The following is a 26624-nucleotide window of genomic DNA, read 5'->3' as shown; positions in this document are numbered from 1 at the left end:
CGCCTTCGCCGACTCCTGCACCGACTTGGTGTTCGCGGTACGCCACCCGCTCTCCGCACCCACCTGGGAGAACCCCATCGTGATCGTGCCGTCACCGGACGCCGCACCACCGGCGCTCGCACCGGTGGCGCCGCCACCACCGCCCCCGCACGCGGACACGGAGGCGGCGAGCGCGCCGGCGAGGAGGAATATGGACATCTTTCGCAACATGCCGGGGGGTGTCCTTTCTTGTGACCTCTGACGAGGACCTCGGCGCTCAAAGTCGCCGTGGATGAACTGTGAGCGCTAACAGAACTGGAGGTCAAGAGGCTTTCCGTCACAACAGAGTCACGAGATCCTCTCGGGGGAGTCGCACTGTTAGCGATAACGTCACTCGGCGGCAGATGGTGAAACTTTCATCGAAATGCGGGCGAGGCGGGGGCCGGCACAACTACGGAGACCAGCGGATCCGCGGATGGCCCGAGGGATGCCCTGGGCGGCAGACTTCCGGTGTCGGGACCCCCGGGGCGGGTGTCACGGCGACTCGCGATGTGGTTCGCCCGGAGAGTGGGAGGGCTCAGCGCGGGCCTTGACATGTTTCGCGGGGATTTCGAGACTGTCTCCATTCCCGCGCCGAAGCGCGGCCGGCCACACCGATCCGTGGCCGGCAGGCGCTTGATCATGCGAGCCCGATGATCAGAGTACAGAGCGATCTTCGACGGCGCTGAATGTTAGCGCTAACAATAGATCCTGCCTTCCCGTCTCAGGAGGTCAAGTGCCGTCCTCACCCCTCAGCCGCCGTCAACTCTTCCAAGCCGCTGGTGTCGCCGTGGTCGCCACCACGGCCGCCCAGGCCATCGGCACCCCCGCGGCCCAGGCGGCGGTCGTCCCCCCTGCCCGCTCCGACATCGGTGTCTCGGCGTACGGGTTCGACCCCGGCCAGGTGCGGCTGACGGCCAGCCGCTGGATGGACAACCAGAACCGCACGCTCGCGTACCTGCGGTTCGTGGACGTCAACCGGCTGCTGTACGTCTTCCGGTCCAACCACAGGCTGTCCACCAACGGCGCCGCGGCCAACGGCGGGTGGGACGCCCCGTCGTTCCCCTTCCGCAGCCACATGCAGGGGCACTTCCTGACCGCGTGGGCCCAGGCTTACGCCGTGCTCGGCGACACGACGTGCCTGGACAAGGCCAACTACATGGTCGCCGAGATGGCCAAGTGCCAGGCCAACAACGGCGCCGCGGGGTTCAACACCGGGTACCTGTCCGGTTTCCCCGAGTCCGAGTTCACCGCGCTGGAGGCGCGCACACTGAGCAACGGCAACGTGCCGTACTACGCCATCCACAAGACGCTCGCCGGCCTGCTCGACGTGTGGCGCTACACAGGGAACACCCAGGCCAGGACCGTGCTCCTCGCGCTCGCCGGCTGGGTGGACTGGCGCACCGCCCGGCTCAGCTCCAGCCAGATGCAGTCGATGCTCGGCACCGAGTTCGGCGGCATGAACGCGGTGCTGACCGACATCTATCAGCAGACCGGTGACGGCCGGTGGCTCACCACGGCGCAGCGGTTCGACCACGCCGCGGTGTTCAACCCGCTGGCGTCCGGCAACGACCAGCTCAACGGCCTGCACGCCAACACCCAGGTACCCAAGTGGATCGGCGCGGCGCGGGAGTACAAGGCCACCGGCACGACCCGCTACCGCGACATCGCCACCAACGCCTGGAACATCACCGTAGGCGCGCACACCTACGTCATCGGCGGCAACAGCCAGGCCGAGCACTTCCGGGCCCCCAACGCGATCGCCGGGTACCTCACCAACGACACCTGCGAGCACTGCAACACCTACAACATGCTCAAGCTGACCCGCGAGTTGTGGCTGCTCAACCCCGACCGGGTGGCGTACGTGGACTTCTTCGAGCAGGCGCTGCTCAACCACGTCATCGGCGCGCAGAACCCCGCCGACGGCCACGGGCACATCACGTACTTCACGCCGCTGCGGCCGGGCGGCCGCCGGGGCGTGGGCCCGGCGTGGGGCGGCGGCACGTGGAGCACCGACTACAACTCGTTCTGGTGCTGCCAGGGGTCGGGGGTGGAGGTCAACACGAACCTGATGGACTCCATCTACTTCCACAACGGCAACACGCTGACGGTGAACCTGTTCATGCCGTCGGTGCTGAACTGGTCGCAGCGCGGCATCACGGTCACGCAGACCACGTCCTTCCCGGTGAGCGACACCACGACCCTGCAGGTCACCGGCAACGTCAGCGGATCGTGGACGATGCGCATCCGCATCCCGGGCTGGACCAGCGGGGCGACCATCAGCGTCAACGGCACCCAGGAAAGCGTCTCCACCACCCCGGGCACCTACGCCTCCCTGACGCGCACCTGGACCTCGGGTGACACCGTGACGGTGCGCCTGCCCATGCGGGTGGTCATGAAGGCCGCCAACGACAACCCCAACGTCGCGGCGATCACCTACGGCCCGGTCGTGTTGTCGGGCAACTACGGCAACAGCTCGTTGTCGGCGCTGCCGTCCCTCAACACCGGCTCCATCACCCGGACCAGCACCTCGGCGCTCGCCTTCACCGCGACGGCCAACTCCGCCACCGTCAACCTCGGGCCGTTCTACGACGCCCACGGGCACAACTACACCGTCTACTGGAACGCCACCGGCGGGGGCGGCGGCGGGAACGCGAGCTTCCGGCTGGCGAACGGCGCCAGCGGCCTGGTGCTGGGCATCCAGAACATGTCCACCGCCGACGGCGGCCTGGCGCTGCAGTGGACCGACAACGGCACCGCCGACCACAACTGGGAACTGATCATCGACGGTAACGCGGTGCGGTTCCGCAACGTCAACAGCGGCAAGGTGCTGGGCGTGGAGAACATGTCCACCTCCGACAACGCCCGCGTCCTGCAGTGGGCCGACAACGGCACCGCCGACCACCGCTGGACCCTGGTGGACGTCGGCGACGGCTCACAGAAGATCCGCAACGTGAACAGCGGCAAGCTGCTCGGCATCCAGAACGGCTCCACGTCCAACGGGGCCCAGGCCGTCCAGGACTCCGACAACGGGAGCGCCGACAACCAGTGGCGGTTCGTCCCCAACGGCGCCCGGCGCATCCAGAACCTGGCGAGCGGCCTGGTGCTGGGCGTGCAGGACATGTCCACCGCCGACGGCGGCCTGGTGGTGCAGTGGGCCGACAGCGGCACCACCGACCACCTGTGGACCGCGGTGGTCGACACCGGCGGCTACCTGCGCCTGCGCAACTCCAACAGCAGCAAGGTCCTCGGTGTGGAGAACGCCGCCACCGCCGCCGGCTCCCGGATCGTCCAGTGGGCCGACAACGGCACCAGCGACCACCGGTGGCGCCTGCGGTACGGCTCCAACGGCTACTTCCGCATCCAGTGCGCCAACGGCGGCAGAGTACTCGGCGTCAGCGGCGGCTCCACCGCCCAGGGCGCCCAGATCGTGCTCGCCGACGACGGCACCGCGAGCGACCGCCTCTGGCGTTTCGTCTGAGGACGGTACGGCCTTCGCCGGAGCGGTCGGGGCGCTCCGGCGAAGGGGGGCCGTTGGGTCAGACGCGGGTCCAGCGCTGGTTGGCGCCGCCGTTGCAGGACCAGATGACGAGTTTGGTGCCGTTGGCGGTGGCGTTGCCCGGCACGTCCAGGCACTTGTTCGCGCCGACGGCGGTGATGGTGCCGTCGGAGTTGAGGCGCCATCGCTGGTTGGTCTGCCCGTTGCAGTCCCAGATGACGACCTGGGTGTTGTCGGCGGTGCCGCGGTTGTAGACGTCCAGGCACTTGGAGCCGTAGACACGCAGCTCGCCCGCGGCGGTCGTCGTCCAGCGCTGGTTGACCTGGCCGTTGCAATCCCAGATCTGGGCCTGCGCGCCGTTGGCCTGGGAGCCACCGCTGACGTCCAGGCACCGGCCCGACCCCACGCCCCGGAGCGCGCTCGTGGTGGGCTGCGGGGCCGAGGAGGAGGCGGTGACCAGCAGCAGCACCGCCTCACGGGCCGGCACCGTGGTCGTGTAGCTGCCGTCGAACGTGCCGGCGTCGGTGCCGGTCCACAGGTTGCGCACCGTCCCGGTGCCGGCGAGGCCGAGGTCGGACCAGCGGGCGGTGATGGACGCCGCCGAGGTGGTGCGGTTGAGCAGGAGCACGGCCCGGCGGTTGGTGCCCGACAGCACCTTGCTGTACACCTGGCGTCCGCTCTGGTCCTCGGCCACCTTGACGCCCTGCCGCGACAACTCGTCCTGGTCGACGGCCAGCACCTCACGGTTGGTGAGGATGGCCCGGGTCTCGGCGCTCATGGTGGCCAGATTGTTGCCGGCCAGCAGCGGGGCGCCGGAGATGGCCCACAACCCCAGGTGGGTGCGGTTCTGCGCGGCCGAGAAGCCGGGCATGCCGGCGATGAGCATGTCGGGGTCGTTGTAGCGTCCCGGGCTCTGGGCGCTCGGGTGCTGGGCGGAGTCGAAGTTGGCGAGCACGCGGTCCATCGACGGGGTCTGCCCCCAGTAGATGATGTCTCCGCTGGTCCGCCACATCGTGGACATGCTCGGCGCCCAGTCCCACGGCGCGTTGACGCCCCAGTTGCATATCGACAACACCATCGGCCGCCCGGTCTGCGCGGTCACCCGGGCGATGGCGTCGCTGATCGCCTGATAGGTGCTGCGCGGGTCGAGCCCCTCGGCCTGCCCGCCGCACCAGTCGACCTTGACGAAGTCGAAACCCCACCGGGAGAACTGCAGGAAGTCCTGGTCGTAATGACCCTCGCTGCCGCTCCCCGGCGCCGCCGGCCGTCCGGTGGGGTAGTAGTAACCACAACCGTCGCGGCCGGCGTCGGTGTAGATCCCCGCCTTCAGGCCCTTGCTGTGGATGTAGTCGGCGATCGCCTGCATGCCGCCCGGCCACTCGTTGGTGTCCACCGTGATGTTCCCGGCGGCGTCCCTGGTGCCCTGCCACCACCCCTCGTCGATGTTGACGTACTGGTACCCGGCGTCCCGCATGCCCGAGGACACCATCGCGTCCACCTGGGCCTTGATGACGTTGAAGTTGATCTGAGCCGCGAAGGTGTTCCAGGACGCCCAGCCCATCGGCGGCACCGTCACCGGGGACAGCGCGAGCGCGGCGGCGGCCTGGGCGGGCGCCGCCGCCGCCGAGGCGGGGCTGGTGCTTCCGAGAACCACTCCGGCGGAGGCCACCGTGAGGATCAGGAGCTGAACGGCCACGAGGAACCGCCGCCCGGGGAACGTGTCCGTGACACCTGTGAGGGTCCGCCGCCATGCGGCGCTACGTCGTGACATGTGGATTCTCCTCGTCATGTGCGTGCACGCTCAGGGGCGCTGTTGAGGACGGCGTCGTCGGCGGGTTTCTTGTCGTGGTTGCCGTCGAGGAGCAGGGGGGTGCGGCATGCCTGAGCCTCCACTGCGTTCGAAGTTCGTGAGAGAACATGCGGGGAAGACGCGCGGGGACGGCACGGCCTCGTCGCGGAGGGCGTGCGGCATTCACGGGCGTCGTGGAAGTGCGGCTCCTGCCGCTCACCACCGACCCCGGCAGGAAAGAGGCCGCTTGGGCCTCAGTGTGGAAATGTCCCAGAAACGTGTCAAGGCCATCACGGGATGGCCGCCGTCGAGCGGGCGGGACCGGCGGCCGGGCGGCGTGGCGGTGGGGAGCCTGGTCACGGGGGATCAGAGACGGCCGCGCGCCGCGGGGGATCGTCGCCGTGGATGAACGTTTCATCACCGCGCCGCTCTCGCCTCGTGCGGCCGGATCCCCGTCGGAGCAGATGAGCGTGTGCCCGGCGGGCACGGGTGCCGGGACCCGGGATCGTGGGCCTTGACGGCGGTCCGCTGCTTCGTATTAGCTCCGCGCACCACCACCTTGCCGCCGGGCGAAAAGGAGCAATCGGACAGCGAGCAAGATGTTAGCGCTAACACCTCGAAGACTCCCAAAGACCCAGGACCGGACCGTCCCGACCTCGGCCCGGTCCGGTGCCCGCAGGAGCCTCGGGACGGCACCGAGCCGCGACCTTCCCCCCTCACCCCGGGCGCAGGATCGGCCGCCGAATCGGATCGGTCACCGATCGCTGCCTTGGAGGATTTCCATGTCCACGTGGAATGTTTCACCGCCGTCCGGCGCCGGCTCGCCACGGTGTCGCGGGCGCTGCGCGTCTCCGTGCGCACATGGAGGGCAGACGGGCGCCGGCGTGCCGCGCCCGGCCCACGGGCACCGGGCCGTACGCCGCGCGCCGCGGTCCGGTGCGTCCGCCCGCACGGAGGGCCGGTACCTCATGTTAGCGCTAACGCCGGTTCTCGCCGGGTGTTCCGCGGCGCCGGGGAGGGCGTGAGCGTGCGCACATGGAGGCGATGGCCGGCCGCCGTCCTGCTGGCCCTGGCCCTGGCGGTGACCGGCACCGCGCTGGAGGCCGGCACCGCGAGCGCGGAGTCCAACGGCGGGGTGCGGGTGATGCCGCTGGGTGACTCGATCACCGAGGGCACGCAGGTGCCGGGCGGGTACCGCATCGGGTTGTGGCAGCGGCTGGTGGGGGGCCGGTACACGGTGGATTTCGTGGGGTCGCAGTTCAACGGGCCGTCCAGCCTGGGGGATCATGACCATCAGGGGCATCCGGGGTGGCGTATCGATCAGATCGACGCGAACGTCGTGGGCTGGTTGCGTACCCAGAACCCGCGGACGGTGCTGGTGCACATCGGGACCAACGACGTGCTGCAGAACTACAACGTCGGTGGGGCGCCGGGGCGGTTGTCCACGTTGATCGACCGCATCACCGCGACCGTGCCGAACGCGGACGTGTTCGTCGCGACCATCATCCCGCTGTCGAACTCCGGTCAGGCGGCGGCGGCGCGTACCTTCAACGCGGCCATTCCCGGGATCGTGCAGAGCAAGGTGAACAGCGGCAAGCGGGTGCACCTGGTCGACATGCACGCGGCGCTGACCACGGGCGACCTCATCGACGGCGTGCACCCGACCGCGGGCGGCTACGACAAGATGGCCGCCACCTGGTACCGGGCCCTGCAGTCGGTGCCCGGCAGCATCGGCCAGCCCGGCGGGAGCACCCCGACGCCGACCCCCACGCCGACCCCGACCCCCACGCCGACGCCGACCCCGACCCCCACGCCCGGCGGGAGATCGTGCACCGCCACGTACGCGATCACCGGTCAGTGGGGAGGCGGCTTCCAGGCCGCGGTGACCGTCACCGCCGGCGGCGCTCCCATCTCCTCCTGGACGGTGACCTGGCGGTTCGCCGACGGCCAGACCGTCGCTCAGTCCTGGAACGCCGCGATCAGCAGCAGCGGGGCCGCCGTCACCGCGCGCAACGTCGACTACAACGGCGCGCTCGGCGCCGGCACGAGCACACAGTTCGGCTTCCTCGGCGCATGGAACGGCACCAACAGCGCGCCGGTGCCGTCCTGTACCGCGGCCTGACCCCGACCCATCCGCTGGAGGATCACAATGCGCCTCACTCGATACCGCCGCAGGCTCGCGGCCGTGGTCGCGGCCGCGCTGATCGCGCTCGGAGTCGTGAACGCGGTCTCGGCGAACGCCGCCGCCGGATGCCGGGTCACCTACACGGTGACCAACCAGTGGCAGGGCGGTTTCGGCGCGAACGTCGTCATCGACAACCTCGGTGACCCGATCAGCGGCTGGCAGCTGACGTGGGCGTTCGCCGCCGGGCAGACCGTCACCCAGTTGTGGAACGGGACCGTCGCCCAGTCAGGTACCCAGGTCACCGTCACCGCCGCCTCCTACAACGCGAGCATCCCCACGAACGGCAACGTCTCGTTCGGCTTCAACGGCTCCTGGACCGGCAGCAACCCCGTGCCGTCGAGGTTCGCGCTCAACGGCACGACCTGCACCGGCACCACCGACCCGTCCCCGACCCCGACGGTCAGCCCGACCCCGACGGTCAGCCCCACGCCGACGGTCACCCCCACCCCGACGCCGACGCCGACGCCGACCCCGACGGGCCAGGGGCCGTGGCCGCCGTCGTCGCAGTTCTCCAACCCGGTGTTGTGGGAGGACCTCGCCGACATCGACATCTTCCGGGTGGACGACACCTTCTACTACTCCGCCTCGACGATGCACTACTCGCCGGGCGCTCCCGTCCTGCGCTCCTACGACCTGGTCAACTGGGAGTTCGCCGGCCACTCGGTGCCCAAGCTGGACTTCGGGTCCAAGTACGACCTGAACGGCGGCCGCGGCTACGTGCGGGGCATCTGGGCGTCGTTCCTGAACTACCGCAAGAGCAACCGGACGTTCTACTGGGGCGGCTGCATCGACTTCGACAAGACCTACATCTACACCGCGTCGTCCGTCGAAGGCCCCTGGAACAGGCTCACCACCATCAACGGCTGCTACTTCGACGCCGGTCTGCTCATCGACGACAACGACAAGATGTACGTCGCCTACGGCAACACCACCATCAACGTGGCGGAGCTGTCGGCGGACGGCCGCACGCAGGTCCGCAGCCAGCAGGTGTTCCAGACCCCGTCGAACATCGGCACGCTTGAGGGCTCACGCTTCTACAAGATCAACGGCAACTACTACATCTTCCTCACCCGCCCCGCCAACGGCCAGTACATCCTGAAGTCCACCAACGGCCCCTTCGGCCCGTACACCCTGCGGCAGGTCCTGCTCGACCTGCCAGGCCCGATCTCCGGTGGCGGCGTGCCGCACCAGGGCGGCCTGGTGCAGACCCAGAACGGCGCCTGGTACTACATGGGCTTCATCGACGCCTACCCCGGCGGCCGTGTGCCGGCGCTGGCGCCGGTCACCTGGACGTCCGACGGCTGGCCGGTGCTGCAGACCGTCAACGGCAGGTGGGGGGCGCAGTACCCCTACCCCAACGTGCCGCGACCGCCACGCCAGGTGAAGGCCCCCACCGGGGTGGACACCTTCGCCGGCACGCAACTCGGCCCGGAGTGGGAGTGGAACCACAACCCCGACACGTCCAGGTTCTCGGTGAACAACGGCCTGACCCTGCAGACCGCCACCGTCACCAATGACCTGTACAACGCACGCAACACCCTCACCCACCGGATACTCGGCCCGAGCTCGACCGCGACCATCGAGCTCGACTTCTCCGGCATGCGGGACGGCGACCGGGCCGGGCTGGCGATGCTGCGCGACTCCTCCGCCTGGATCGGGCTGAGACGCGACGGCACCACGACCCGGGTGGTGATGACGAACGGTCTCACCATGGACGGCAACTGGAACACCACAGGCACGGGCACCGAGGCGGCGAGCGCCTCGATCTCCGGCACCCGGATCTGGTTGCGCGTCAACGCCGACATCCGTCCGGGGACCGGCAGGCAGGCACGCTTCTCCTACAGCACCGACGGGGTGAACTTCACCACCCTCGGCCCCGCCTTCACGATGGGCAACGCCTGGCAGTTCTTCATGGGCTACCGCTACGCGATCTTCAACTACGCCACGCGCTCGCTCGGCGGCGCCGTCAACGTCAGCCGGTTCACGCTGACCACCCCCTAGCCCCATTTTCCGCACATCGCCCTCGACGACCTGCACGGATCGCTCACCGCACCGAATATCACAGAACACCTGACCAGGGACATTCGGGCTCGTGCGGAAAACAGGCCCAGCCCCGCAACAGGAGCCGGCCGGCAGGCCCGGCCGGCTCCGCCGCAACCCGCCGTGCTCGCACGACGGGCTGTTCGTCCCCGATAGAAGGAGAAGGAATGATCAACCTGGGCAACGTCCCGCGGGTACTCCCGCGGCGGCGTGGCCGGCGGTCGTTGATCGCCGTCCTCGTGACGGCGATCCTCACCGCCACCATGCTCACCCTCGGCACGCAGTCGTCGTCGGCGGCGACCGTCGACACCAACGCCTGGTACGTGCTGGTCAACCGCAACAGCGGCAAGGCCCTGGACGTGTACAACCTGTCCACGGCCGACGGTGCTCGTATCACTCAGTGGACGCGTAACGACGGCACCAACCAGCAGTGGCAGTTCGTCGACTCCGGTGGCGGCTACTACCGGCTGAAGTCCCGTCTGTCGGGCAAGGTGCTCGACGTCTACAACTTCTCCACCGCCAACGGCGCGGCCATCGTGCAGTGGAGCGACCTCAACGGCACCAACCAGCAGTTCCGCCTGGCCGACTCGGCCGGCGGGTACGTGCGGCTGATCAACCGCAACAGCAACAGGGTGATGGAGGTCCAGGGCGCCTCCACCGCCGACGGCGGCAACATCGTGCAGTACGACGACTGGGGCGGCAACAACCAGCAGTGGCAGCTCGTCCAGGTCGGCGGCGGCACCCCCAACCCGACGCCGACACCGACGCCGACCGGCACGTGCCCGCTTCCGTCGTCGTACCGCTGGACCTCCACGGGCCCGCTGGCGCAGCCGAGGTCGGGCTGGGTCTCGCTGAAGGACTTCACCGTCGCGCCGTACAACGGCAGGCAGCTGGTCTACGCGACCACGCACGACTTCGGGACGAGATGGGGTTCGATGAACTTCAGCCCTGTCTCGAACCTGACCGAACTGGGCACGGCCAGCCAGAACGCCATGAACACCGGCACCGTCGCCCCCACCCTGTTCTACTTCGCCCCCAGGAACATCTGGGTGCTGGCCTACCAGTGGGGTTCGAGCAAGTTCTCCTACCGCACCTCGAGCGACCCCACCAACCCCAACGGGTGGTCGGCCGAGCAGCCGCTGTTCACCGGCAACATCTCCAACTCCAGCACCGGACCCATCGACCAGACCCTGATCGCCGACGGCCAGAACATGTACCTGTTCTTCAACGGCGACAACGGCCGGGTCTACCGGGCCAGCATGCCGATCGGCAACTTCCCCGGCAACTTCGGCTCCAACTACACCACGATCATGACCGACACCACCAACAACCTGTTCGAGGCGGTCCAGGTCTACAAGATCCAGGGCCAGAACCTCTACCTCATGCTCGTGGAGGCCATCGGCTCGCAGGGCCGCTACTTCCGCTCGTTCACCGCCACCAGCCTCGGCGGCACGTGGACCCCGAACGCCGCGACCGAGAGCAACCCGTTCGCCGGCAAGGCCAACAGCGGCGCCACCTGGACCAACGACATCAGCCACGGTGAGCTGATCCGCGTCAGCGCCGACCAGACCTTCACCGTCGACCCCTGCAACCTGCAACTGCTCTACCAGGGCCGCAGCCCCAGCTCCGACGGCGTCGACTACGGCCTCCTGCCCTACCGGCCGGGCCTGCTGACCCGTCAACGCTGACGGCGTGACACCGGTCCGGCCCGGGACGTACGCGAGTCCCTGCCGGACCCGTTCCACCGGCTGACACGGCTCCCCGGTGCTCCCGTCGCGAAGGCGGGGGCACCGCGGGACCCGTGCTCGGCCGCGCCCATCCGGCCGCCGCTCATCGCGGCGGCTTTCGTATGTCCTGCCACTGCTCCACGACCTTCCGGAAGGCCTCGCTCAGCAGGTGAAGAAGCTCGGCGGAGGACGCGAAGCGGGCGCCCGCCGGGGTCGCGACCCCGAGGATCTCGGCTCCGCGTTGCGACGCGGCCGCCGGCGCGTCGTTCCATGCCCCAGCCGACGTGCTGCCCAGGCGATCGACGGCTGACACCCGGGTCACGCCCCGGCGGAGCCGGCGGTGACCCCGGGACGTCCGCGGACGCTCTGTTGCCAACGGAATAGTCGTCTACGTATACTCGTCCACAAGTAGTCGTGGACGAGGCAGGTGAGGGCGATGGCGAAACGGCGGAAGGTCGGCAACCTGCTGGCGCTGGCCGTGTTGTCGGCCCTCGTCCAGCGGCCCATGCACCCCTACGAAATCGCCGCGGCACTGCGGGGGTGGGGCAAGGACCAGGACATGGACCTCAAGTGGGGGTCGTTCTACACAGTCGTCCGGAACATGGACAAGCACGGTCTGATCGCGGCGGTGGAGAGCGTGCGGGAAGGCCGGCGGCCCGAGCGCACCGTCTACCGCATCACGGACGCCGGGCACGCGGAGATGGTGGACTGGGCGGCCGAGCTGGTCTCCACCCCCGCGCGGGAGCACCCGCACTTCCGCGCGGGGTTGTCGGTGCTCGCGGTGCTGCATCCGGACGAGGTGACGCGGTTGTTGCGGCGGCGGCTGGAGCTGCTGGAGCACGACGTCACGGCCGCGCGTGACACGCTCGCGGAGCACCTGAAGACCCTGCCGCGGCTGTTCCTGGTGGAGCTGGAGTACGACCTCGCCATGCGGGAGGCGGAAGCGGCATGGGTGCGTTCGCTGGTCGCGGAGCTGACCTCGGGCGAGTACCCGGGGCTGGACCTGTGGCGGAGCGCGCACGAGACCGGTGAGATGCCGGCGGAGCTGACCGAGCTCGCGGAAAGGACGCGCGCCACGGAATGACGTACGCGGCCCCGGCGCGGTGCGCCAACACCCCGCCGGGGCCCTTACCTCGAACCGCGCCCGGGAAGGCATCTCGGCGCGAGGCGGCAACCTGAGGATATCCGGGTTCCCTCCCAGGGCCGGTTCGGTCACACGAGAACCGATCATCAGGGAGAGCACCATGACCACAGTCAGGACGGCCCTCGTCATCGGCGGCGGCATCGCCGGCCCGGTGGCGGCACTGGCGTTGCGCAAGGCGGGCATCGCGGCCACCGTGTACGAGGCGTACCCGAGCGCCGCGGACGGCGTCGGCGGCACCTTCGCGCTGGCGCCGAACGGCCTCGCGGCCCTGCGTGTCCTCGGCCTGGACGAGGCCGTACGCGCGATCGCCACCCCCATCACCCGGAACGTCCTGGCCGTCGGCTCCAGGCGCTTCGACCTGCCCGTCGTGCCCGGCCTGCCGCCGCTGCAGGTGGTGCACCGCGGCGCGCTGCACCGCGTGCTGCACGACCACGCCACCGCCGGCGGCGTGGCCGTCGAGTACGGCAGGCGCCTGGCCGACGTGCGCGAGACCTCCGACGGCATCACCGCGATCTTCGACGACGGCACCACCGCGACCGCCGACGTCCTCGTCGGCGCCGACGGCATCCGCTCCACCGTCCGCGGGCTCATCGACCCCGGCGCCCCCGGCCCCGACTTCACCGGCCTGCTCGGCTTCGAGGCCGTGGCACGCCACGAGACCGGCGCCGACCCCGGCACCATGACCTTCACGTTCGGCAAGGGTGGCTACTACCTGTACTGGCCCGAGCCGGGCGGCGGCACCCGCTGGGGCGTCAACCTGCCGCAGGAACACCCGATGACCCTCACCGAGGCGCGTGCCGTCCCGTCGTCCGAATGGATGCGGAAGCTGCGCGCCGCCTACGCCGCCGACACCCCCGGCCGCGACCTCATGCTGACCAGCGACCCCGCCGCTCTCCAGGTGGTCGGCTCACTGCAGATCATGCCCCCCGTGCGCCACTGGCACCGCGGCCGCATGGTCCTCGCCGGCGACTCGGCCCACGCCCCCTCCAACAGCTCCGGCCAAGGCGCCTCCCTGGCCCTGGAGAGCGGCATCCAACTGGCCCGCTGCCTGCGCGACCTCCCCGACATCCCCTCCGCCTTCACCACGTACGAACGCCTCCGCCGCCCCCGGGTGGAGAGGATCGCCGCCCGCGCCGCCCGCATCAACCACGCCAAGGCCCCCGGCCCCGTGACCAGGACCCTGGTCCCCCTCCTGATGCCCCTCATGCTGAGGACCGTCATGAAGCCGGAGAAGACCCTCGCCCCCGAACAGCGCTACGTCATCGACTGGGACGCCCCGGTGTCGTCCGGCCCGGCGCCGCGCTGACCTCTGCTGTCGTCGGCGGCGAGCGCGAAGCTTGACGGTCATGGATGTGGTACGTAGCTTCGCAGTGATGTTCAGGCACCGCTGGTAGCCGCTGACGGCACCTCCCCGTCCCCCTCGTGAAGGAGTCAGCGATGAAGGTGACACGCCTGGCGGCGGTCTTCGTGAGCGTGTCGGCGCTGCTCGTGTCGGGCGCGTCGCAGGCCACGGCCACGACGCCGCGCAGTGGTGAGCCCTCTGACGAGACGATCAGCGCGCAGTGGCACGGATGGGCGAAGGCGCCGCTGCGGCGGGTGGCGCCGAAGGGGTTCCGGGTCGGGGCGGCGGCCGCGGGAGGCGGGCACCACCTGGAGCAGGACTATCCGGACCCGTTCACCTTCGACCGTGTGTACCGGCGGGCACTCGACACCCATTTCAGCTCCCTCACGCCGGAGAACCAGCTCAAATGGGAGTTCGTGCACCCGGAGCGCGATCGGTACGAGTTCGGGGCGGCGGACGCCATCGTGCGGTTCGCGCGCGAGCACGGCCAAGCGGTGCGCGGGCACACGCTGCTCTGGCACAGCCAGAACCCGGCGTGGCTGAACGAGGGGAACTTCGGCGCCGACGAGTTGCGCGCGATCCTGCGCGACCACATCCGCACGGTCGTCGGGCGGTACAAGGGCAAGATCCACCAGTGGGACGTCGCCAACGAGATCTTCGACGGCAACGGCAACCTGCGCACGGCCGAGAACATCTGGCTGCGCGTCCTCGGTCCGGGCGTCATCGCCGACGCCTTCCGCTGGGCCCACCAGGCCGACCCCAAGGCGAAGCTGTTCCTGAACGACTTCGGCGCCGAGAACATCAACGCGCGAAGCGACGCCTATCTGAAACTCGCCCAGGAACTGAGAGCCGCCGGCGTGCCCGTCCACGGCTTCGCCGTCCAGGCCCACCTGAGCCTGCCGAGCCCGTTCCCCGCCACCATGGCCGCCAACCTGAAGCGGTTCGAGGACGCCGGCTTCGAGACCGCCGTCACCGAGCTCGACGTGAGGATGCCGCTCCCGGGCGGCGCCGGCCCGACCCCCGAGCAACTGGCCACCCAGGCCGACTACTTCCGTCAGGCCCTGGAGGCGTGCCTGAGCGTCGAGCGCTGCAACTCCTTCACCGTCTGGGGCACCATCGAGAAGTACTCCTGGGTCCCCATCTTCTTCCCCGAACAGGGCCAGGCCACCATCCTGTGGGACGACTACCGGCCCAAGCCCGCCTACCACGCCCTCCAGTCCACCCTGGCCGCCGCCCGGCGGCGGTGACGGGAGTTCACCAGGCCCGGTGGTGGGCGGCGACGACCACGTAGTTGTCGCCGGTGCTGGTGACCTGGAGGTCCCACGCCTGCCGGGTGCTCTGGACCCGGCAGTAGAGGAAGGGGTGGCCGGCGCGGGGGACGCGGGCGGCGCAGGCGGCGGGGGCACGCGCGGCCTCGGAAAGAGCGGCGGGGGCCGCGCGGAGCAGGGTCCACACGCCGAGGGTGTAGCCGGGGAAGGCGGGCACGGGTCGTGTGCCGCCGAGGAAGGCCGCGCCACGGGTCGCGCGTCCCGCGTTCGCGGCGTCGAACAGCGCGTCGACCGCACGCGCGGCCTCCTCCTCGTGGTGGAGCGGGCCGCCGCTGTCCCTGGCCATCCCGCCGGGGACCGTGGCCGCCGGGACCTGCCGCTTCGCGCAGTCGTCCCCTTCGAACCCACCGGGCGACGCGGAGTAGCCGCCGCCGTAGCCGACGAGCCGCAGGGTCATGTCGCGCACACGCAGGGCGTAGTAGAAGGACGCCGAGCGCACCCCGTACGGCTCGGCCGTGACGAGCGTGGTCACCAGCAGGCGGCCGGTTCCCGTCGAGACGCAGCCGGCGTGATGCCCGGCGCCTCCCGGCGTGACGAGGAACATCCTGCCCGCGTTGTGGCCGTTGCCGTACCGGATCGTCTGGAGAGTGCCCTCGTCGCTGAGCCCCGCCGGCATCGACGTGCCGCCCACGGTGACGGCGAACTGCTGCCGCGGCGAATCGCCGAGCCGGTCCGCCACGGCCGACAGCGCGGGCCCGCCGGGCAGGGAGGGGGTGCCGGGGTCCCAGACGCGGACGTGTCCCGTGGCGAGGTAGGCGGTACCGCGCACCGGGAGACCCGCGGCGCTCCACAGGACCAGCCGGTCGGTGGCGCGGTCGCCGTCGAGGTCGGCGTCCACGGCTGTCAGGCAGGTGAGAGGCGTGGAACCCGGCGCGTTGACGGGCGGCGTGAGACCGTACGGCGGGACGCACGCCCCGGCGGGGAGTGCCTTCGCCTGCTGTGCGGTCATGCGCGCAGGCCAGGAGACGTACGCGGGGGAGGAGCCGGTCCGCGTCAGGCGGACGAGGCTCACGACCACCTCGGCCGCGCCGGCCGCCCGCGCCGACACCTGGAAGGCCAGGTCGACGTACCCCAGTACCGGCAGCCGTTTGAGGATCCCGAGGACCCCTCGCAGCCATCTGACCGCGGCGGTCGTGCTGGTCACCGAGGAGGGCATGAACACCACGACGAGCCGCGCCAGCAGTTCCGGGTCCGCCAGGACCTTCCCCACCGCACCGGCGAGGAACCCCAGGTCGCCGCCCTGGCCAGGGAGCGGGACGGAGACGCGCGCGGCGAGCCGGTCGAGCAGGACCCGCTTCTCCGGGCTGTCCGGCGACGACAGGTCGAGGGCGAGGTCGCGGTTGAGCATCAGGCCGGCGATCGGCAGGACGGCGTGGTTGAGGAAGGTCAAGCCGCGGCTGTACGCCTTCGGCCTGCTGAGGTCGAACCCCGCGGGCACCCCGGTCTCGTCGCCCCACGCGACGGAGTAGTAGGACGGGGCGGTCCTGATCGTGGCGCCACCCGGGCGGATGATCTCGAACAGCTTCCTGATCTGGCTCTCGGTGAACGAGCCGGGGTCCTGGCAGGGCGGGAAGCTGATGTCGAAGAGGTCCAGGGCCGCGCAGCCGCCGGTCCTGGCGAGGCGCAGCAGCCCCTGGCCGGCGTCGGCGAGGACGGCCAGCACGATCTTTTCGAGGCTGGGAACGATGACCGTCTCGCCCGGTACGGCGCCGAGCGTGGCGGCCGGAGGTCTGCCGCCCTCGTAGAAGAACGCGACCGAAGGGCTGTCGTTGGTGACCTCGGTGGTCACGCCGTCCGAGCACACGGTGAACGGGGACGGCCGCGCGGAGGCCGCCGCGTCGAAACGCCACCTGGGCAGGGCGCACGACCCGGCGCCGGGCGGCGCGGGGGAGGTGGGGCGTGCGGCCCTGGCGGTGCGGGCGCCGAGCGCGAGTGCGCCGCCCCGGGGTGGCCGCCGCGCGCACGTGGCGGTCGCGCCGGGGTCGCGCGGGCGTTCCCCGGTGTCGATCGCGTGCGCGATGTCCGCCATCTGCCCCTGGAGCGCGCAGACCACGGCGGCCTGCCGGTCGAGTTCCTCCCGGTCGCCACGTGGATCGGGGGGCCGCACCCCGCCGCCGGCCCGCGGCTCCTCGGCGAGGCGTTCGCACAGCAGGTCGGAGTGCTGGGCGACGACGGACTGCGCCGCCCCCGTACGGGCGAGGGCGTCGAGGAAGCCGACCGAGAGCGCGTCCGGGCGGGTCATCCAGGGCGTGAGCAGCGTCTGCCCTATGCTCGCCGCCTCGCAGTCGGCGACGAACCTCGGCGGGGTGAAACCCGGCAGGGACCAGATCGGCACGACCGCGAGCGGCTGGTCCGATGCGTCGAGGACCACCGCGAGACCACCGGTGTTCCGGGCGATGTCGATGTCGGCCCACGGTCTCCCCGGCGGCCCGCCGGCCGGGCGCCACGAGAGATCGCGGGTCACGCCGCCTGCCGTGATTCTCGCCGCGTGTCTCGTGGCGTCGCCGAGGTCGACGAAGATCCTGCGTCGCTCGGTCTCCGTCTCCTTCCACCCGGTGACCGGGCCGGCCGGGCCGAGGGCGTTCGAGGTCCCGTCCGGGGGCCCGCCGCCACGTCCGTCCCACACCGCGACGCCGCCTCCGGCGACGACCGCGAGCACGAGCGCGACCGCGATGATTCCTCGCCGGCCGTCCCGCCGCCTGGCCGTGCCGGGCGGCGCCAGAGGGCGCGGAGTTCTCAGGTCGACGGGAACGGAGGGTGGCCGAGGGCGGCCGTCCGTGGGACGAGGCGAATCATGAGCGCCAGTGATTTGTCCGGATAATTCTGTGTGCCGCTTCAAGGGAGAAGTGTCCAGTTCCATTGGCCCGCCCCGCCTCACGAAACCCGCCATCAGCCCCGAAACGCCGATGAGCAATTGTTCCTGTGATCCGTGGCACGTGACAACGGCCCGCGTCCCGAGCGGGACGCGGGCCGGTGAGCGGGGGTCAGGCGACGAGGACGCGGTCCGGATGCGCCTTGCGCCTGCGGCGCGTCCTGGCCAGGCTGCGCATCCACATCACGACGCCGCCGCCGTTGTACAGGGTGAACAGCAGGGAGATCGACAGCATGTCGAGCACACCGAAGCCGGACTCCTGCGAGCCGGTGAAGAGGAGCGTTCCCAGCAGGCCGCCGTAGTAGATCATCAGGGGGATGGTGATGAAGACCAGCGACGCGACCGCGGCCAGGCGGCCCACCACCCACAACACCGCGTACAGGCGGATGGCCCACATCTCCTTGCGCTTGACACCGGACTGGTCGATCCGCACGGGGGACCGGCGGATCCTGCGCCACAGGTTCAGCAGGTACGCCTCGGTGTCGGCCATCAGGCTCCGGGTGTTGAGTGCGATGGCGACGGCGTAGTACAGGTCCGTGCGGACGAACATGTAGCACTGCACGATGAAGCGGATCAGGTAGCTGAACACCAGGGCGTTCAGGATGACGCGCACCGGTTCGGGCAACGGGGCGATGCCGGTGAGGTCGAGCCACAACACGATGAGCAGTGTGGACATGGCCGTCAGATCGAACAGCACGCCGGCCACCACGGCGAGCAGGCGTTTGCGTCTCGGCAGCAGCCAGACACCGGACATGTCGGTCTGCCCGACGATCAGGTAGAGCTGGTTGCCGATCTCGATGCGGGCCTTCACCCCCAGGCTGCGGGTGGCGAGCACGTGCGCGAGTTCGTGCAGGAACACCGTCGCCATCGACACCACCGACAGCGCCACGATGTACATCCAGTAGTGGTCCTTGAACTGCAGGGCGGTCTGGTCGGGCATCAGCCCCGGGGTGGTGGCCGCCAGCCAGACGCCCGTCAGGATGACGGCCCCGCCGAGCAGCAGGACGGGCGCGTTCACCAGGCGCCGGGCGGCCTTCTGCGACACCCAGTCCAGGTTCCACCACCTCTGGCGCTCCTGCGTCACCGGGGCGGGGACGTCGCCGGCGGCCTCGGCCGGGTTCACGAACCCCTCCTCGGCCAGGGCGTCGAGGAACGGCTCGATGTCGGGGGACTCCTGGTGCTTGTCCTCGTACCGGCGGACGGTCTCGCCGACGGTGCGGCCCTGCGCCAGCGAATCCAGGATGTCCAGGCCCTCGACGGGGATGGAGAGGTACACACCGCGCCGGTCGTCCCCGATCACGGCCGTGTCGCCGTCCCGTCGCGACTGATAGGGACGCACCTCGACCGGCGCGTCAGGTGGGAAACGGTTCATGGCTGTGCCCTTCGGGAGGCGGGCCGAGTGAGCGGACGGCGAGGAGCGGGCGACTGGCAGGAGGCGGGAGCCCTGGTCCGGGCTCCCGCCCGCTTGAGTGGAACGTTCCGTCAGGTCGTGGGCTGGACGACGCAGACGTCCACCGGAGAGCTGGCCTTGACCGACTCCAGCCGGCGCACGGGCAGGCTCTTCTTCTTGATCATCTTGTACACCTCCTCCACCTTGTCGTGCGCGAACACCGGCCGGTAGCCGGACGGTGGCGCCGGACCGCCCACGACCCGGAAGTGAACCGCGAACGCACATTTCCATTTCTCATCTGGTTTCTCCTTCCCGTTCGCCGTGGCGCGGTGAGATCAGATTGCCGGGTAGGGGGATACCCCTACATCTTTGAAAATGCTGGACGGCCTTTGTCAGGCTGCAGTAAATAGGGCCGGTCGTCCACGCGGGCGACAAAAGCCTTAGTCCTGACCGGTCTTTTTTGATTTGACGGGACAATGCGTCACGCGGCGGCTTTCGCCGTTGTACACTCACGCGCCGTGCGCCGCCGAAACAGCAAGCGATCTCCGCACACGTGAAAGGCCCGTGGGATGACTCATCCCACGGGCTCTTTGTGCGTCTCGGTGGCTACGAGGCGGGGCGGTGCCCCTCCGCTCTCTCCTTGAGTGCCTGGTTGAGCTGGGCGAAGCCCTTCTCCGACTGGTCCAGTGTCCGCTTGAGGGGGAGGACCAGCAGGCCGGTGAACGTCTCGCTGTGACGGAGGCGGGTGCCCGTGCCGGCCGGTTCGAGGACGAAGTCGTGCCGTGCGGACAGGAGCCAGGGCTTGCCGGCGGTGCCCAGCCAGCGAAGGTGGCGTCCTGGTTCGGCGATCCGCACCGTCGGGTGGTGGGTCGACGCCGTGCCGCCGGGTGGGCGGATGTCCAGTGTCAGGGTGGTGCCCACGGTGGCCTCGCCCTCGGCGCGGATGACGAAGGGGTTCCACTCCTCGTATCGGCTGAAGTCGGTGAGGACGGCCCAGACCTCCTCGGGGGCGGCCGCGATCTCGATCGAGGAGTCGATGACTCGCATGTGATCTCGCCTTCCGGTCCGTGCCCGCCGCGTCTCACACATGATCGGGCGGACCGGTCAAGGACGGCAACCGCCGGGTGCCGGGGCGGTCATGGACAGCCGCTGGTCGTAGCCGGGTGTTGGCGCTAACACGCGCGGTGTCCGACAGGGGAGGCGCGGGTTGCGGACGTGTGCGCCCGCGGTGGGCCCGGTCTGCCGCGGACGGGTGGGGCGCGCCGGCGTCCCGCCGTGCGTGCGCCCGGGGGCGCGCCGCCGGGCGCCGGTGAAACACTCCACGTGAGCACGGAGAACCTCCACATCGAAGATCCGTGACCGCATCCGGTTCCGGCGGACGGGCCGCGCCCTGGTGAGAGGGGTGGTCGCGGCACGGTGCCGGTCCGGGGCTCCGCTGGGGCGTCCGGCCGGCCGGCGTGGTCCGGACGTCTTCGCGAGAGACAATTTGTTAGCGCTAACAAACAGGTCGTCGGATAGCTGCTCCTCTCCTTCGCCGGAAGGTGGTGGTGCGCGGAGCCAATCCGACACGGCCGACCCCCGTCAAGGCGCCGCTCCCGGCCCGCCTCCCGGGGTGCCGCCTCCCGGCACGGCCTCATCTGGCCTTACAGGCGTTCGAACGCGCCGCGTGGGTGCGGCACGGCGGTGAAACATTCATGGACGGCGACGATCTCCTGTGCCCGCCGGCCGGGTCGCCGTGGATCACCTGTGACCAGCCTCGCCACCGCCGCCGCGTCCGGCCGGGGCCCGGACCGGATCCGCCGCGACCGTGTGAGGACGGCCTTGACATGTCCCGGCCGGATTTTCACACTGAGTCCCCAAGCGGCCTCCTCCTGCCGGGTTCGGTGGTGAGCGGCAGGAGACGCACCTCCGCGACACCGGTGAACGCCGCACGCCCTCCGTGACGCGGTCATGCCGTCATCCTCGGCGCTTCCCCGCATGTTTCTCGCTCCGCTGCGGTGGAGGCGGTTCAGGCATGCCGGAAAACGCCTTGCACCCACCCCGTGACCGGACGGCCGCCGTACGGCCCGTGACCCGCGACGGCGGCGCCGGTCCGCGTCCGACCACCCCCCGTGGTGTCCTCGCCGGGACGACCGGGACCGTCCCGGCGAGGACCCGCACCCCATCAGGGAGCGCGAGATGAACATCTCCGAGATCGCCCGCCGCGCCGGAGTGGCGCCGAGCACCGTCTCCTACGCACTCAGCGGCAAGCGGTCGGTCTCCGAGGCGACCCGGCACCGCATCCTGTGCGTCATCGAGGAACTGGACTACCGGCCGGACGCCGCCGCCCGCGCGTCGAAGGAGGGCCGCACCCGTGCCCTCGGCCTGGTCCTGCCGTCCGCGGGCCCGCACCCCGCGGGCACACCACTCGGTTTCGTCGCCGGGGTGGTCGAGGCCGCGACCTATGCCGATCTCGACGTGCTGCTGTTCCCGGCCGGCGGCCACGACCGCTCCCTCGGACGGATCGCCACCGGCCGCCGCGTGGACGGCGTCATCCTGGCGGAGGTCCGCCTGGAGGACGAACGGGTCGACCACCTGCGGCAGGCCGGCCTGCCGTTCGTCGCCATCGGCCGGACCGCGGCCCCGGACGGCATCTCCTGGGTCGACCTCGACCACGCCACGGTCGTCGCCCGGTGCGTGCACCGGCTCGCCGACCTCGGACACCGCCATGTCGCGCTCATCAACCGTCCCGCCGGGGAACTCGGCGCCGGCCCGGCCGGCCGCGCCCTGGCGGGCTTCACCGAGGCGGCGCTGCGCCGGGGACTGACGGGTGTGGACCTCCACTGCGACGACGACGCGTTCGCCGGCGCGGAGTGCATGGAACGCCTGCGCGCACAGCACCCCGGCGTCACCGCCGTCGTGGTCGCGAACGAAGCCGCCCTGCCGGGTGTCCAGCGGGCCCTCGACCGGTCCGGCGTCGCCGTGCCGCGCGATCTGTCCCTCATGGGTGTCGTGCCCCGGAGTCCCGCCGAGGCCTTCCGGCCGCCGCTGACCGCCGCCGACCTCCCGGCGGACCTCGGGGCGCACGCCGTCAAGCTGCTGCTCGAACGCCTCGCCAGGCCCGAGGCCCCGCCCCGGCATCTGCTGATCAGCCCGCCGATCACGGCGCGCGCCACCACCGGCCCCGCACCCGCCTGACCGCCCGGCAGAACACGCCGGGCGGCCAGGGCGCCTGTCGATCGTGAGGAGCGCCGGTCAGACGCTGATCCGGCCGGCGCCGGCGCCGGACGTCACGATGGACTTCACCTGCGAGGGGGTGTCACAGGTGTAGGGGTAGGGGATGGAGGCGACGCTGCCGCCGGTCTGGCCGGCGCCGGAGCCGGTCATGTGGTTGTTGCGCGCCACCAGGGAACCGGGGCCGGAGTCGCCCTCGCCGAGGTGGTAGGGGTCGCCGGTGTTCTCGAAGTAGTTGCACTCGACCAGCACGCCGGCGCCCTCGGTGGAGGCGACGCCGTACCCGCCGACGTTGCGGTAGTAGTTGTTGTAGACGTGCACCGGGTTGCCGAAGCGGACTCGCGGGTGGCGCTGGTTGGTGCCGTCGAAGTAGTTGTGGTGGTAGGTCACCCGCAGGCGGCCGCGGTCCTCGCCGCCGTTGTCGTCGCTGTGGCCGAGCAGCATCGTCTTGTCGTGGCTGTGGACGTGGTTCCACGAGACGGTGACGTAGTCGCTGGCCCGCTTGACGTCGATGGCGCCGTCGTAGCCGTTGGACAGGGTGTTGTGGTCGATCCACACGCGGGTCGAGTACTGCACGTTGATGGCGTCGTCGTTCCAGTTCCGGAAGGTCAGGTTCCGGATGATGACGTTCGACGCCTCTGAGACGTTCAGGCCGCAGCCGGAGATGACCGCGCCGGAGTTGCCGACGATGGTCTTGTTGGAGCCGACGCGGATCATGCCGGAGCAGGAGATGGTGCCCGACACCCGCACGACCGCCGGGTTGGTGCCGCTCGCCGCGCTGGTCAGCGCCGAGGAGCTGGTGACGGTGGTGGCGGAGGCGTTGCCGCCGCCGGTGGTGCCGCCGCCCTGGGTGGCCCAGCCGACCAGGCCGGTGGGGGGCGGCCCGGGGGTGCTCGTCGGGGTGATGCTCGGGGTGGGGCTGGGCGAGGTGCTGGGGGAGGTGCTGGGGGAGCCGGTGACCGAGCCGGTGCAGGTCACGCCGTTGAGGGTGAAGGCGGAGGGCACGGGGTTGGAGCCGCTCCAACTCCCGTTGAAACCGATCGTGGTGGAGGCGTTGGTCGCCAGGCTCCCGTTGTAGTCGACGTTGACGGCGGTGACCGTGCTGCCGCTCTGGGAGAAGGTCGCGTTCCAGCCCTGCGTCACGGTCTGCCCGGCGGTGAACGACCACCGCAGTTGCCAGGAGCTCAGCGGGTCACCGAGGTTGGTGACGGTGATGCTGGCCCCGAACCCCCCGTTCCACTGCGAGGCCACCGCGTAGGCGACCCGGCAGCCGGCGGCGGCCGACGCCTGGACCGCGATGAGCCCCGTGACGAGGCAGAGAGCGGCGGCCGCGCCGCCGAGTACCGCCAGGATTCGTCGTCGTGCGGACATGCGTGCTCCCTTTCGATGAGGTGCCGGTCCTCCATCGCCACGAACGCGGGGACGGACCCCGATCGCGGCCTCCTGAATGCTCACGATGAATGGATGTGAGCGCTAACAAAATGACGGCAGTGGCCCTGTCGTCCAAGGCAGTCACAATTAAGCTGGGGAAATATACGATGGAAACGGCCGGCTGTCCGGCACGCGAGGCGCGATAATCACGGCGCTAACATCGCCGATTTCCCTGCACCGTACTGAACGGGCCGTCGTGAGTCAACGAAACCCTCCCCGGGGGACGGCGGATGTGGGCCCCCGGCGAGGAAGAAGCCCTGTGCCGATTGAAACGTTCAGTGCCGGTGCGGGGCGGGCGTGCCGTCCTGGCCGGGGCCGGCGGCCTCGGCCAGGTGAATGCGCCGGTAGACGCGGGCGCGCAGCCGCAGGATGACGGCGGCCAGGGCGGCGGCGGCCAGGGAGCCGGCGAGGACGGCGACCTTGACCCGGGCGTCGGCGACGCTCGCCGCGCCGAAGGCCAGCTCGCCGATCAGCAGCGAGACGGTGAAGCCGATGCCGGACAGGACGGCGAGCCCGGCCATGTCGATCCAGGCCAGCCCCTCGTCCAGGGTGGCACGGGTGTAGCGGGCCACCAGCCATGTCGCGGTGAGGATGCCGATCGGCTTGCCGACCACCAGGCCGGCCATGACGCCGAGCGCGACCGGGTCGGTCAGCGCGCCGGCCAGGCCGCCGAGGCCGCCGAGAGCGACCCCGGCCGAGAAGAAGGCGAAGACGGGAACGGCGACGCTCGCCGAGATCGGCCGGAACCGGTGCTCGAAATGCTCGGCCAGCCCCCGCTCCGCACCGCTCTCCCGCGCCCCGGGTTCCGTACCGCCCTCCTGAGCCTCAGTTTCCGCACCGTCCCCCCACGCCTCACGTTCCCCACGGCCCACGCGCTCCCCGAGGTCCGCACGGCTCTCCCCCGCCCCGGGCTCCTGTGCCTCCGCCTCGGTCTCACCCTCACGTGCCGTGGACGGCGCGGGAGGTACGGGCACGGTGAGTGCGAGGAGCACGCCGGCCACGGTGGCGTGCACGCCCGAGGCGTGCACCAGGGTCCAGGTGGCGGACGCCAGGGGGAGGAGCAGCCACCAGGACCGCACCCGCCGCTGGACCAGCAGGGCGAACACGGCCAGCGGCACGGCGGCGGCGAGCAGCGGGAGCACCGCCAGGTGGGTGGTGTAGAAGGTGGCGATGACGGCGATGGCGATCAGGTCGTCCACCACCGCCAGGGTCAGCAGGAAGGTGCGCAGCCCGGCCGGCAGGTACCGGCCGATCACCGCCAGCACGGCCAGCGCGAAGGCGATGTCGGTGGCCGTGGGGATCGCCCACCCGCGGGCGGCGCCCCCGCCGGCGATCGCCAGGTAGACCGCCGCGGGCACGAGGACCCCTCCGACGGCGGCGGCCACCGGTACCGCCGCCCGCCGCGCGTCGCGCAGGTCCCCGGCGACGAACTCCCGCTTGAGCTCCAGCCCCGCGACGAAGAAGAAGATCGCCAGCAGCCCGTCCGCCGCCCAGGTCCCGAGGTCCAGATCGAGGTGAAGCGCGGCGGGCCCGACCCGGACCGCACGCAGCGCCTCGTACGCCCACCCCCATGGCGAGTTCGCCCACACCAGCGCCACCAGCGCGGCGGCCAGCAGCAACGCCCCGCCGATGGTCTCCTTGCGCAGGATGTCGGCGATCCGCCGGCCCTCCGGCCATGTGCTCCTGGCGAGCAGACGGGGACCGCGGTCGAAGGAGGTGCGGGGCATGGAGCTCCTCTGCTCGGGATCGGGTCGTTCACCCGCCGACCAGACTTCCCGGCACCCCTGCCGACAACGTATCAGGACGCGTGAAGACGCAGGCAGCGCGGTCCCCGGAACCATTGATGACCTGGGCGGATCACTCACCGTGCCGGACGGCGCATGGCGTCTGACCCCGGACATCGGGGCTCGTGCGGGAAACAGGCCTAGACGTCGTCCCGCGCCGGCACCAGCTCCGGGCGCAGGGCGAGCAGGACGCCGAGGGTGGCGTAGCCGACGAGGAGGTGGCCGCCGCCGACCCAGGTGGCGGCGTCTTCGCCGGCGATCATCGACGCGGGGATGGTGATCACGGCCCAGGACTCGGCGACCAGCGGCCACCAGCGCAGAGCGCCGCGCCAGCGGGCGGCGAAGGCCAGCTTGATCCCGATGACCAGCATGCCGAGCATGGACAGCGGCCAGAAGAGGTCCAGGATCGCGAGAGCCAGGCTGTCCTGCGCGGGATCGGGCAGCACGCCGTGCAGGAGTGACCACACGCTCGCCAGGCCGAGGAGCACCAGCTCGACCTTGAGCATGGCCCGCGCGGCCCGTGACGTGCCCGTGGCCCGGGTGCGGATCTGCACGGTCAGCAGGGCCAGCACCCCGATCTGGAACGCGAGCCCGGCCAGGTCGCCGATGCGTTCCTCGGTGCCGTCACCGGCGACGCCGAGCATGAAGATGCTCGCCGCCCAGATGAGCGTGCCCGCGGTGAGGGTGAGGCCCAGCCCGCGCACCGTCCCCGGCGTGAGGGACGGCCTGCCGTGCGCGGGTTCCCGTGCCGGGAGGTCGGTACGGGCCGTGGCCGGGGTGGTGCTGACATGGGGGTCCATGATCACTCCTGTCGTGCCGGCGCCGTTCACAGGCCGGGATGTCGCTGTCCGGGGCCGCTTGC

The 26624-nt window shown here is 70.7% G+C and carries 17 protein-coding genes and 1 pseudogene; 8 read left to right on the top strand and 10 right to left on the bottom strand.

What is annotated here, in order from left to right; all coding sequences use genetic code 11:
- A pseudogene (locus tag ABGB17_RS35005) lies at window positions 1–198 on the bottom strand (LacI family transcriptional regulator); the annotation flags it as partial.
- Window positions 199–754: 556 nt separating this feature from the next.
- Between ABGB17_RS35005 and ABGB17_RS35000 the strand changes: the two are divergent.
- The gene (locus tag ABGB17_RS35000; RefSeq protein ID WP_347637932.1) at window positions 755–3499 is read left to right on the top strand and encodes a beta-L-arabinofuranosidase domain-containing protein; all 2745 of its coding nucleotides are present in this window, start codon (window positions 755–757) and stop codon (window positions 3497–3499) included.
- Window positions 3500–3557: 58 nt separating this feature from the next.
- On the opposite strand, the gene ABGB17_RS34995 is transcribed toward ABGB17_RS35000, so the two are convergent.
- Entirely contained in the window at window positions 3558–5288 is a 1731-nt protein-coding gene (locus ABGB17_RS34995; RefSeq protein ID WP_347637930.1) for a lectin, read from the bottom strand.
- A gap of 1045 nt (window positions 5289–6333) precedes the next feature.
- Between ABGB17_RS34995 and ABGB17_RS34990 the strand changes: the two genes are divergently transcribed.
- The 3 genes from ABGB17_RS34990 to ABGB17_RS34980 all read left to right on the top strand — a co-directional run bounded on the left by ABGB17_RS34990 (window position 6334) and on the right by ABGB17_RS34980 (window position 11219).
- Window positions 6334–7428 carry a cellulose binding domain-containing protein gene (locus tag ABGB17_RS34990; protein ID WP_347637928.1) on the top strand — a complete coding sequence of 365 codons (1095 nt, stop codon included), beginning with the start codon at window positions 6334–6336 and terminating at the stop codon, window positions 7426–7428.
- Window positions 7429–7455: 27 nt separating this feature from the next.
- Entirely contained in the window at window positions 7456–9492 is a 2037-nt protein-coding gene (locus tag ABGB17_RS34985) for a family 43 glycosylhydrolase (RefSeq protein ID WP_347637926.1), read from the top strand.
- A 302-nt stretch (window positions 9493–9794) separates the two neighbouring features.
- On the top strand, window positions 9795–11219 hold the full coding sequence (locus tag ABGB17_RS34980) for a non-reducing end alpha-L-arabinofuranosidase family hydrolase (protein WP_347637934.1): 1425 nt from the start codon (window positions 9795–9797) through the stop codon (window positions 11217–11219).
- A 142-nt stretch (window positions 11220–11361) separates the two neighbouring features.
- On the opposite strand, the gene ABGB17_RS34975 is transcribed toward ABGB17_RS34980, so the two are convergent.
- Complete coding sequence (locus ABGB17_RS34975; protein ID WP_347637924.1) at window positions 11362–11571, bottom strand: hypothetical protein; 210 nt, start codon at window positions 11569–11571, stop codon at window positions 11362–11364.
- Window positions 11572–11694: 123 nt separating this feature from the next.
- On the opposite strand from ABGB17_RS34975, the gene ABGB17_RS34970 reads away from it, so the two are divergent.
- The 3 genes from ABGB17_RS34970 (at window position 11695) to ABGB17_RS34960 (ending at window position 14991) form a co-directional block, all read left to right on the top strand.
- On the top strand, window positions 11695–12342 hold the full coding sequence (locus tag ABGB17_RS34970) for a PadR family transcriptional regulator (protein WP_347637922.1): 648 nt from the start codon (window positions 11695–11697) through the stop codon (window positions 12340–12342).
- Window positions 12343–12502: 160 nt separating this feature from the next.
- On the top strand, window positions 12503–13708 hold the full coding sequence (locus tag ABGB17_RS34965; protein WP_347637920.1) for an NAD(P)/FAD-dependent oxidoreductase: 1206 nt from the start codon (window positions 12503–12505) through the stop codon (window positions 13706–13708).
- 131 nt (window positions 13709–13839) lie between these two features.
- Entirely contained in the window at window positions 13840–14991 is a 1152-nt protein-coding gene (locus tag ABGB17_RS34960) for an endo-1,4-beta-xylanase (protein WP_347637918.1), read from the top strand.
- Window positions 14992–14998: 7 nt separating this feature from the next.
- Here ABGB17_RS34960 and ABGB17_RS34955 read toward each other — a convergent pair whose 3' ends face one another.
- From ABGB17_RS34955 to ABGB17_RS34940, 4 genes are all read right to left on the bottom strand, one after another.
- On the bottom strand, window positions 14999–17731 hold the full coding sequence (locus ABGB17_RS34955) for a hypothetical protein (protein WP_347637916.1): 2733 nt from the start codon (window positions 17729–17731) through the stop codon (window positions 14999–15001).
- 325 nt (window positions 17732–18056) lie between these two features.
- Window positions 18057–19316 carry a hypothetical protein gene (locus tag ABGB17_RS34950; protein ID WP_347637914.1) on the bottom strand — a complete coding sequence of 420 codons (1260 nt, stop codon included), beginning with the start codon at window positions 19314–19316 and terminating at the stop codon, window positions 18057–18059.
- Between the two features lie 110 nt (window positions 19317–19426).
- Window positions 19427–19591: a hypothetical protein gene (locus ABGB17_RS34945; protein WP_347637912.1), complete on the bottom strand. Its 165-nt coding sequence runs from the start codon at window positions 19589–19591 to the stop codon at window positions 19427–19429.
- Between the two features lie 349 nt (window positions 19592–19940).
- Window positions 19941–20381, bottom strand: a complete 441-nt coding sequence (locus tag ABGB17_RS34940) for an SRPBCC domain-containing protein (protein ID WP_347637910.1) — start codon at window positions 20379–20381, stop codon at window positions 19941–19943.
- Window positions 20382–21512: 1131 nt separating this feature from the next.
- Here ABGB17_RS34940 and ABGB17_RS34935 point away from each other — a divergent pair.
- Window positions 21513–22511 (top strand): LacI family DNA-binding transcriptional regulator, encoded by a 999-nt coding sequence (locus tag ABGB17_RS34935; RefSeq protein WP_347637908.1) that lies wholly within the window; start codon window positions 21513–21515, stop codon window positions 22509–22511.
- A gap of 57 nt (window positions 22512–22568) precedes the next feature.
- On the opposite strand, the gene ABGB17_RS34930 is transcribed toward ABGB17_RS34935, so the two are convergent.
- The 3 genes from ABGB17_RS34930 to ABGB17_RS34920 all read right to left on the bottom strand — a co-directional run bounded on the left by ABGB17_RS34930 (window position 22569) and on the right by ABGB17_RS34920 (window position 26562).
- Window positions 22569–23918, bottom strand: coding sequence for a cellulose binding domain-containing protein (locus ABGB17_RS34930; RefSeq protein ID WP_347637906.1), 1350 nt, complete (start codon window positions 23916–23918; stop codon window positions 22569–22571).
- A 335-nt stretch (window positions 23919–24253) separates the two neighbouring features.
- A complete protein-coding gene (nhaA, locus tag ABGB17_RS34925) occupies window positions 24254–25705 on the bottom strand; it encodes a Na+/H+ antiporter NhaA (RefSeq protein WP_347637904.1) in 1452 nt (483 codons plus the stop codon).
- A gap of 197 nt (window positions 25706–25902) precedes the next feature.
- On the bottom strand, window positions 25903–26562 hold the full coding sequence (locus tag ABGB17_RS34920; protein WP_347637902.1) for a hypothetical protein: 660 nt from the start codon (window positions 26560–26562) through the stop codon (window positions 25903–25905).
- Window positions 26563–26624: the final 62 nt, after the last annotated feature.

The organism is Sphaerisporangium sp. B11E5 (assembly GCF_039871875.1).
Taxonomy (GTDB): domain Bacteria; phylum Actinomycetota; class Actinomycetes; order Streptosporangiales; family Streptosporangiaceae; genus Sphaerisporangium.
This window is presented reverse-complemented; position numbering and strand designations above follow the sequence as displayed.